Genomic DNA, 9,482 nt, shown 5'->3' with positions numbered 1-9,482 from the left:
GCAGGCGCCAGCGGCCCAGCCGGCCCCGGCGCCCGCCCCGGCCGAGCCCGCCGGCGGCGGCGACGACAGCGGCGGCGGACTGCCCTCGGGCCATGTGGTGGAATCACCGATGGTGGGGACCTTCTACAGCGCCTCCTCACCCTCATCGCCGCCTTTCGTCGAAGTCGGCCAGAGCGTCAAGGCCGGCGAAACCGTCTGCATCATCGAGGCGATGAAGATCCTCAACCAGATCGAGGCCGACGTGAGCGGCACGGTCAAGGCCGTCCTCGTCGAAAACGGTTCGCCGGTCGAGTTCGGCGAACCCCTGATGATCATCGAGTAGACCAAAGCCATGATCGACAAGGTCGTTATCGCCAACCGCGGCGAGATCGCGCTGCGCATCCTCCGCGCCTGTCGCGAACTCGATATCCGCACGGTCGCCGTGCATTCCAGCGCCGACCGTGATCTCAAACACGTGCGCCTGGCCGACGAAACGGTCTGTATCGGCCCGCCCAGTTCGAGCGAGAGTTACCTCAACGTGCCGGCGATCATCGCGGCCGCCGAGGTCACCGACGCCGTGGCGATCCATCCCGGTTACGGCTTCCTGTCGGAGAACGCCGATTTCGCCGAGCGGGTGGAATCGAGCGGGTTCATCTTCATCGGCCCGAATGCCGGCGTGATCCGGCTGATGGGCGACAAGGTGAGTGCCATCCGCGAGATGAAGGCCGCCGGGGTGCCCTGCGTCCCGGGATCGGACGGCCCGCTGCCCGAGGACCCGGACGAGTGCACGCGGATTGCCCGCGAGATCGGCTATCCGATCATGATCAAGGCCTCGGGCGGCGGCGGCGGCCGCGGCATGCGCGTGGTCCACAGCGAAGCGGCACTGCACAACGCGATCTCGATGACGCGCACCGAGGCCGGTAACGCCTTCGGCAACCCCGCGGTGTACATGGAGAAGTATCTGTCCAACCCGCGGCACGTCGAGTTCCAGGTACTGGCCGACAGCCACGGCAACGCGATCCACCTCGGCGAGCGCGACTGCTCGATGCAGCGCCGACATCAGAAGGTGGTCGAGGAAGCGCCGGCGCCCGGGATCACCGAGAAACAGCGCCAGAAGATCGGCAAGCGCTGCGCCGAGGCCTGTCAGAAGATCGGCTACCAGGGTGCGGGCACGTTCGAGTTCCTGTACGAGAACGGCGAATTCTTTTTCATCGAGATGAATACGCGCGTCCAGGTCGAGCATCCGGTAACGGAGATGATCACCGGTATCGACATCGTCAAGGAGCAACTGCGGATCGCTGCCGGCGAGCGCCTGTCCGTCAGCCAGAAACAGGTCCAGGTCCAGGGCCACGCGATCGAATGCCGCATCAACGCGGAAGACCCGTCGACGTTCATGCCATCGCCGGGCACGATCTCGCTCTACCACGCACCGGGCGGTCCCGGCGTGCGGGTCGATTCGCACGTCTACAACGGTTATAAGGTCCCGCCGTATTACGACTCGATGATCGGCAAGCTGATCTGTCACAGCGATGACCGCGACGCGGCGATCGCCCGCATGGCGGGCGCCCTGTCCGAGATCGTCGTCGAGGGGATCAAGACGAACGTCCCGCTGCACCGCGATATCATGGCCGATGCCGCATTCCGCCAGGGCGGAACGGATATCCACTATCTCGAGAAGAAGCTTGGCCTCTGACCCGGCGGGGCGCCCCGCCCCCTTGCCCCGTAACGCGGACGGGCGGTAACGCGATGACATGGCTCCAGGTGAAGGTCGACACCGCCCCGGACCGGGCCGATGCCGTCGAGGAGGCGCTGACTGAAGCGGGCGCCCTGTCGGTGACGCTCGAGGACGCGGGCGATATGCCGCTGCTGGAACCGGCCCCCGGTGCGATGCCCCTTTGGCAGGCGACCCGGGTCATCGCCCTGTTTGGCGATACGGTCGACCGCGAAAGCGTGGCGGACAGCCTCGCGCTCACCGCCGACGGCGGGGAACTCACGCCCGTGTTCGAGACGCTGCCCGACCGGGAGTGGAGCCGGGTCTGGATGGACGACTGGCAGCCGCTGCAATTCGGCCGTCGGCTCTGGGTCGCGCCGCTGGAGGCCGAACTGGACGAACCCGGGGCCGTCGTCCTGCGACTCGATCCGGGGCTCGCGTTCGGCACCGGGACGCACGCCACGACCGCCCTCTGTCTCGAATGGCTCGATGGCCTGGCGCTTGCGGGCACGCGCGTACTGGATTACGGCTGCGGGTCCGGGATCCTCGCGATCGGCGCCCTGAAACTTGGCGCGGCGCGCGCACACGGGATCGATATCGACCCGCAGGCGCTGGAAGCGACGGCATCCAACGCCGACACGAACGGGGTCGCCGAGCGGATCACGACCGCCCAGCCGGACGATCCCCTGGGCGGCCCGTATGACATCGTGGTCGCCAATATCCTGGCCGGGCCGTTGATGCAGTCGGCGGACACCATCGCCCGCGCGCAGGAGGCCGGCGGCCGGATCGCACTGGCAGGCGTGCTCGCTGAACAGGCCGAGGACGTCATCGCGGCCTACGAGCCCTGGTACCATCTCGAAGTCGGCGGCGAACGCGACGAATGGGTCCGCCTCGAGGGCAGGCGCCGCAGCGGTCGCTGACGGAAGCCGCTGGATCAACGCTGTCACCGGAACAACCAGCAATCCCATGAACACCCAGTGCCCCCACTGCCGGACCGTGTTCCGGATCGCCACGCAGGTCCTCGACGAGGCGAACGGACGCGTCCGCTGTGGGCAGTGCGGCCGCGCGTTCGACGCGCGCAGCCGCCTGCAGAAAGAGCTGCCGTTCGACGTCTCCGCGGCGGCGGATCAGGCCGGCGGGGATCGCAGCGGAGCGGGCGCGCCGGATGGGGCCCCGAAGCCCCCGCACCAACCGCGGCTGCAACTGGAGCGGCCGCGACACGGGTCCGTTTCCGGCATCCTGATGTCGGATCTGGAGGGCGAGCCGGAGCAGCATACGCGCGGGCGGCCGACGCGCTGGTCACTGGCGGGCTGGTCCGCGGTCAACACGCTGCTGCTGCTCGCGCTCTGCGGGCAACTGCTGTTCGTCCAGCGCGAGGCCTTCGCGCAGAACCCCTCGATGCGACCGCTGATCATGGACATGTGCGCGTATGTCGGCTGCAGCGTAGCTCCGCGCCGGGCGGTCGAGCAGATCGAACTCGTACGCCGCAATGTATATGCGCATCCGAATGTCGACGAAGCGCTCATCATCGATGCGCGCTTCGTGAACAACGCCCCGTTTTCACAGCCATACCCCACGCTGACCGTCAGTCTCGGCGATCTGCGGGGCGAGCCCATGATCCGCCGCAATTTCGAGCCGCGCGAATACCGCCCTGAACTCGATCCGAACGCCCGCATGGCGCCGGGATCCCCCGTGCGCATCACGCTCGAGGTCCGCGACCCGGGGCGCAAGGCGCGGACGTTCGAACTGGACTTTTCGTGACCCCGATCACGGCAATCCCGGACCGATGCTTTTAGATTGCCGACCGGCCGCGTATGATGCGCCGCCCGGCGCGGGCGACCGGCAAGGGGCCGATCCCCATGCTATACTCCGGCGCCTGCCGGTGAGCCATGTGCGGATTCCCGGCGCGCGGGGGCCGTACGATCGCGCCGCCCCGTAATCGTTGCAGCGGCCCGGCTTCCCGCATACCGTATAGCGGGTCGGCCGTGCGCCCGGTAGAACGATTGACAGAACAGCCGGGCACGAAGAACAGGGTCGGCAACCAAGAACAATTCGTACAAGTCGATCGCGTACGTTCGACAGCGAACGGGTCCCTTTGGATCGGCGTGAGGGCGGAGCGGGACGTGGCACAAGAAGGCGATCACGTGAATCCCGGTACGGGCGCGGCGGAGCCGCACCGGACCGATGACGTGCCGATGCCGACGCTGACACCGTTCCCCGTACAGGCCGGGGACCCGAGCACCAGGAAGGCTTGCCGCATGAACCGCAACCGCCCGAACGGCTGCGGCGGCCCGGCCGCAACGCCACTCAAGCGCTGCGTGTCCGAGGAGCTCGCCCGCTACTTCGACGCACTCGAGGGTGAACAGCCCTGCGATCTCCATAAAATGGTGATCGGCGAGACCGAGCAGGCGCTCCTGCAGTTCGTGCTCGAACATACCGGCGGCAACCAGAGCCGCGCCGCCCAGTTGCTGGGACTCAACCGCGGCACCCTGCGCAAGAAACTGAATTACTACGGGATCGACCGCTGAGATGGATTCCCCGGTGCCGACGGTACCGGCGTACCCGGGCCCGCGGCGCCTCCACCCGATCCGGACCACCTCAAAATGAACGATAGCCACGTGACGCCGGTGCGGCGCGCACTCCTCAGTGTTTCCGATAAGACCGGTCTCGAAGACTTCGCGCGCTCACTCGCCGACGCCGGCGTCGAGCTGCTGTCGACCGGCGGAACCGCCCGTGCGCTGAGCGCGGCGGGGCTCGCCGTGACGGAAGTGGCCGACCACACCGGCTTCCCCGAGATCATGGGTGGACGCGTAAAGACGCTGCACCCGCGCATCCACGGCGGCATCCTCGGCCGCCGCGGCGAAGACGCGGAGGCGATGGCGGAGCACGGCATCGATCCGATCGATCTGGTCGTGGTCAATCTGTACCCGTTTCGCGAGACCGTTGCGCGCCCGGACGTCACCCGCGCGGACGCGATCGAGAATATCGATATCGGCGGCCCGGCCATGGTGCGCGCCGCGGCTAAGAACCAGGCCGATGTCGGCGTGGTGACCGATCCCGAAGATTACGCAACGGTCGCGGCTGCGGTCGCCGCCGGCGGGCTCGACGCAACCACCCGGCGGCGACTGGCCACGAAGGCCTTCCGCCACACGGCGGCCTACGACGGTGCGATCGCGGCCTGGCTGACGGAGCAGGAAGAAGATTCCGGGAACGACGACGCCCTGCCGGAGCAGCTCGAAACCGGTTTCGAACGGGTCCTCGCGCTGCGCTACGGCGAGAACCCGCACCAGCGCGCCGCGTTCTACGCCGCCCCGAATGCGCCGGCAAACACGGTTACCCGCGCCCGCGTGCGCCAGGGCAAGGCCCTGTCGTTCAACAACATTGCCGACGCCGACACCGCGCTCGAGTGCGTAAAGCAGTTCGACGAGCCCGCCTGCGTGATCGTCAAGCACGCGAATCCCTGTGGCGTCGCGATCGGCGCCGACGCCGCGTCCGCCTACGAGGGTGCCTACGCCACCGATCCGGTCTCCGCGTTCGGCGGCATCATCGCCTTCAACCAGCCGCTGGATGCGGCGCTGGCGAAGACCCTGATCGAGCGGCAGTTCATCGAGGTCCTGCTGGCCCCGTCCGTGGACGAGGACGCGCTCCGGGTGCTTTCCGCGAAACCGAACGTACGCGTACTGGAGACCGGCTCCCTCGGTGGCATGACCGGTGGTCTGGACTACCGCGGGGTCGCCGGCGGCCTGCTGGTGCAGGACCGGGACACCCTGCTGATAGCCGACGACGGCCTCCGCACTGCCACCCGCACCGGACCCGACGCCGCCACCGAACGCGATCTCCTCTTCGCATGGCGGGTCTGCAAGTCCGTGAAGTCGAACGCGATCGTGTATGCCCGTGATGGCGCCACCGTCGGCGTCGGAGCCGGCCAGATGAGTCGGGTCAATTCCGCCCGCATCGCCATCCACAAGGCCGCCGATGCCGGCATCCCCACGCCCGGTTCGGTGATCGCCTCGGATGCGTTCATCCCGTTTCGCGACGTACTCGATGTCGCTGCCGGCGCGGGCGTGAAGGCCGTCATCCAGCCAGGGGGCTCTGTGCGCGACGACGAGGTGATCGCCGCGGCCGAGGAACTCGGCATCATCATGGTCTTCACCGGCATGCGGCACTTCCGCCATTGATACTAAGCTTCCATGAAGTATTGTCAGGTCTCAGCGCGCGCCCGCAGGGAGCCATTGCGCTGCCGGCTGGCGGCGTTGCGCTCGCTCGACGTGCCGACAGCACGCCTTCGCTCCCGCGCCTTGCCAGCCAACAGCGCAATGGCCCTGAGACCTGACAATACTTCATGGAAGCTTAGTAACCGCAACCGGAGCCAAACACCCCATGTCCCTGCGATGTATCCTGCCCGCGATCGGAGCACTCATCATCATGACCAGCCCAACCCACGCAGCCGGTGATAACGCCTGCACCGAAGGTAGCGTACCCGCCACGATCGAGACCGATCGCGGCAGCATCCGCATAGCGCTCGATCGCGAGGAGGCGCCGGCGACGGTGGCCAACTTCCTGACCTATGCGCGTGACGGGTTCTTTGCCGGCACGATCTTCCATCGCGTGATCCCGGGTTTCATGATCCAGGGCGGCGGCATGACCGAGGGCATGGAGCGCAAACCGACGCGCGCCCCGATCACCAACGAATCCGACAACGGGCTCTCCAACGCCCGCGGCACGCTCGCGATGGCCCGGACCAGCGATCCGGACAGCGCGACCTCCCAGTTTTTCATCAACCTGACCGACAACGCACGGCTCGATGGCCAGAAAGACCAAGCCGGCTACACCGTCTTCGGCCGGGTCACCGATGGCATGGATGTGGTCGACGCCATTGCCGCAGTGGAAACGACCCGCCGTGGCGGCCATCAGAACGTTCCGCGCGACACGATCCGGATCGAAGCCGTGACGATCGATGACTGCGGGGAGGGGACGAACGACGGAGGCAATACATGAAGGTGCTCGTGATCGGTGGCGGTGGCCGCGAACATGCGCTGGCATGGAAGCTTTCCCTGTCGAAGAGAAGCGAACGCGTGTTCGTCGCCCCCGGCAACGCGGGCACCTCGGCGGAGAGCGGCGTCGAGAACGTACCGATCGCCGCCGACGACCTCGACGCACTGGTAGATTTCGCCCGCGATCAGGCCATCGGCCTGACGGTTGTCGGCCCCGAGGCCCCGCTCGTCGCCGGCATCGCCGATCGATTCCACGCGCTGGACCTGCCGATCGTCGGGCCGACCGGGGCGGCGGCCGAACTCGAGGGCTCCAAGGCCTTCGCCAAGGATTTCCTCGCGCGCCATAAGATCCCGACGGCCGAGTACCGGACCTTCGAGTCGATCGACCCGGCGCTCGCCTGGGTACACGAGCGCGGCGCACCGCTGGTCATCAAGGCGGACGGCCTCGCCGCCGGCAAGGGCGTGATCATCGCCCGCGACACGGACACCGCCGAGCGGGCCGTCCGCGACATCCTCGGAGGCGCGTTCGGGGGCGCCGGCGCACGCGTGGTGGTCGAGGATTTCCTCGACGGCGAAGAGGCGAGTTTCATCTGCCTGGTCGATGGCCGCACGGCCGTCCCGCTGCCTTCGTCACAGGACCACAAGACCCGTGACGACGGCGATACCGGCCCGAACACGGGCGGCATGGGCGCCTACTCACCGGCCCCGGTAGTGACCGACGCCGTCCACGAGCGGATCATGCGCGAGGTCGTCGAGCCCACGGTCGCGGGCATGGCGGCGGAAGGCCGGCCGATCAACGGTTTTCTCTACGCCGGGCTGATGATCGGTGCGGACGGTGCGCCGCGGGTGCTCGAGTTCAACGTCCGCGGCGGCGATCCCGAGACCCAGCCGATCCTGATGCGTCTCACCAGCGACGCGGTCGACCTGTTCGCGGCCGCGGCGAACGGTCGACTGGGTTCCGTCGAACCGCGCTGGGACAAGCGCGCGGCCCTGGGCGTGGTCATGGCGGCCGGCGGCTATCCCGAACAATATCGCAAGGGTGACGTCATCAGGGGCATCGATGGCATCGACGCCGATGACGTGAAGGTCTTCCACGCGGGCACGAGCCGCGAGGGCGATGAAATCCGCACGGCGGGTGGCCGCGTGCTCTGCGTCACGGCCCTGGGGCGGGATGTAGCGGCGGCAAGGGAGCGCGCCTATGCGGCCATGGCCGGGATCGACTGGCCCGACGTCCATTACCGGCGGGACATCGGCCATCGCGCGATCGACCGCTGAGTCGGTCAGTCGATCGCGAGCAGGCTCGCTCCTACAGGAAGATTCGCGATCGGCGCGACGGGACTCGCTGTCGTTACCCGGGGCATCAAGCCCGCCTACTGCTTGCCGCCGGAGGTCGCGCGCTCGACCACGCTCTCCTGCACCGGATCGGCCTCCACCTCGGTACGGGCAAGATCGGCGACGGTCATGGAGCCCAGTGCCTGTTCCAGGGCTGTGTCAACGGCCGCCATCGCGCCCGCCTCTGGCACGCCATCGCCCGCCAGGACATGATCCAGCGTCCCGTATTTGCGCGCGGCTTCGACGATGCGCCGGACCGAGGTCCGCTCGGGCGGGATGGCAGGTAGCCAGCCTTCCGCTTCGTCGCCGTTGGGCGCGACCAGTCCCCCATCGATCAGTGCCTCCAGCACGGCATCGACCGCGTCGCCGGGAACGGCAAGACGCCGCGCCATGACGTCCCGGGTCGGCGGCGTATCGCCGGCATACCAGGCTGTAACGACGCAGCGCATCACGGCCAGCGCGAGGCGTTCCGTCTGGGCGCCCGACAGGCGGGCCCCGCCCCGGCCGCCGGCCAGCAACTGTTCGGGATGCTGGCGATAGAACGCGATCGAGGATCCCGTCAGCAGGATCAGCCAGGACAGCTGCAGCCAGATCATGAACAGCAGGAGGATAGCGAAGCCGGAATAGATCGCCGTGTAATTGGTCGAAGTCGCGACGAATGCGGCGAACAATCGTCCGATACTCTCCCACGCTACGCCGGCGACCACACCGCCGAACAGCGCCGGCGCCAGTCGCACGCGCGTATTCGGGATCAGCATATAGAGGAACGTGAACGCTGCGACGACCAGCAGGTAGGGCACCAGCCGTCCGGCCAGCTGAAGAATGGCCCCGAATGGCTCGATCGCCACCAGCGCCTGGACTACGGAATTGCTGGTCAGCGTCGCGGTGATACCGAGCGCCGTAAAGACCAGCACCGGGCCGATGACGATCACGCTGAAATAATCGGAGAAACGGCGTACGAGCGTGCGGCGGCGACTGACGTTCCAGGTGTAGTTGAACGCCTCTTCGACTTTCTGCACCAGCGACACGGCCGTGTACAGCAGCAGGCCGATACCGACCGCCCCGAGGACACCCACCTCGATGTTGTCCACGAAGCCGACGATCCGCTCCGTGATCTCATCGGCGCGTGGCCCGAGTGCGGCGAGGAATCCCTGCAGTGCCGGCTCGATCCGATTGTGTACACCGAAGCCCTTGAGCACGGAGAAGCTCACCGCGATCAGCGGCACCATGGCCAGCAGCGTGGTGAACACCAGGCTCATGGCGCGCAACGTAAGCGCGCCCGCGGCGAGTTCACGGATGATTACATGGGCAAGCCGTAGGATATACACACACTCGCGGCGCCAGTACGGCTGGTCCGCGAGGGAGGTCTGCCAGATGAACTGATCGATACGGGATCGGAGCCGGTCCAGCGCGTCGTGCATGGCGCCTCCCTCAGGGTTCCGCGGTCCGGGCCAGGCGGGACAGGG

The 9,482-nt window shown here is 67.6% G+C and carries 9 protein-coding genes; 8 read left to right on the top strand and 1 reads right to left on the bottom strand.

Features of this window, described 5'->3' with window-relative positions; all coding sequences use genetic code 11:
• From accB to purD, 8 genes are all read left to right on the top strand, one after another.
• The coding region (gene accB, locus A0W70_RS04150; RefSeq protein ID WP_083330769.1) for an acetyl-CoA carboxylase biotin carboxyl carrier protein at positions 1-322 on the top strand (322 nt) is incomplete at its 5' end.
• A 9-nt stretch (positions 323-331) separates the two neighbouring features.
• Positions 332-1,672: an acetyl-CoA carboxylase biotin carboxylase subunit gene (accC, locus tag A0W70_RS04145; RefSeq protein WP_070988358.1), complete on the top strand. Its 1,341-nt coding sequence runs from the start codon at positions 332-334 to the stop codon at positions 1,670-1,672.
• A 53-nt stretch (positions 1,673-1,725) separates the two neighbouring features.
• Entirely contained in the window at positions 1,726-2,610 is an 885-nt protein-coding gene (gene prmA, locus A0W70_RS04140) for a 50S ribosomal protein L11 methyltransferase (protein WP_070988357.1), read from the top strand.
• 46 nt (positions 2,611-2,656) lie between these two features.
• The gene (locus A0W70_RS04135) at positions 2,657-3,451 is read left to right on the top strand and encodes a zinc-ribbon and DUF3426 domain-containing protein (RefSeq protein ID WP_070988356.1); all 795 of its coding nucleotides are present in this window, start codon (positions 2,657-2,659) and stop codon (positions 3,449-3,451) included.
• Positions 3,452-3,813: 362 nt separating this feature from the next.
• Entirely contained in the window at positions 3,814-4,218 is a 405-nt protein-coding gene (locus A0W70_RS04130) for a helix-turn-helix domain-containing protein (protein ID WP_070988355.1), read from the top strand.
• A gap of 75 nt (positions 4,219-4,293) precedes the next feature.
• Entirely contained in the window at positions 4,294-5,868 is a 1,575-nt protein-coding gene (gene purH / locus A0W70_RS04125; protein ID WP_070988354.1) for a bifunctional phosphoribosylaminoimidazolecarboxamide formyltransferase/IMP cyclohydrolase, read from the top strand.
• 247 nt (positions 5,869-6,115) lie between these two features.
• On the top strand, positions 6,116-6,688 hold the full coding sequence (locus tag A0W70_RS04120; RefSeq protein ID WP_070988361.1) for a peptidylprolyl isomerase: 573 nt from the start codon (positions 6,116-6,118) through the stop codon (positions 6,686-6,688).
• The gene (gene purD / locus A0W70_RS04115; RefSeq protein ID WP_070988353.1) at positions 6,685-7,959 is read left to right on the top strand and encodes a phosphoribosylamine--glycine ligase; all 1,275 of its coding nucleotides are present in this window, start codon (positions 6,685-6,687) and stop codon (positions 7,957-7,959) included. The genes A0W70_RS04120 and purD overlap by 4 nt, the downstream gene beginning before the upstream one ends.
• A 95-nt stretch (positions 7,960-8,054) precedes the next feature.
• Here the strand turns inward: purD and A0W70_RS04110 are convergent, their stop codons facing one another.
• Positions 8,055-9,437, bottom strand: a complete 1,383-nt coding sequence (locus A0W70_RS04110) for a YihY/virulence factor BrkB family protein (protein ID WP_070988352.1) — start codon at positions 9,435-9,437, stop codon at positions 8,055-8,057.
• Between the last annotated feature and the right edge of the window lie 45 nt (positions 9,438-9,482).

Source organism: Halofilum ochraceum, assembly GCF_001614315.2.
Taxonomy (GTDB): Bacteria; Pseudomonadota; Gammaproteobacteria; order XJ16; family Halofilaceae; genus Halofilum; species Halofilum ochraceum.
The sequence above is the reverse complement of the archived record's forward strand: the minus strand, read 5'-3'. Positions and strand labels throughout refer to the sequence as shown.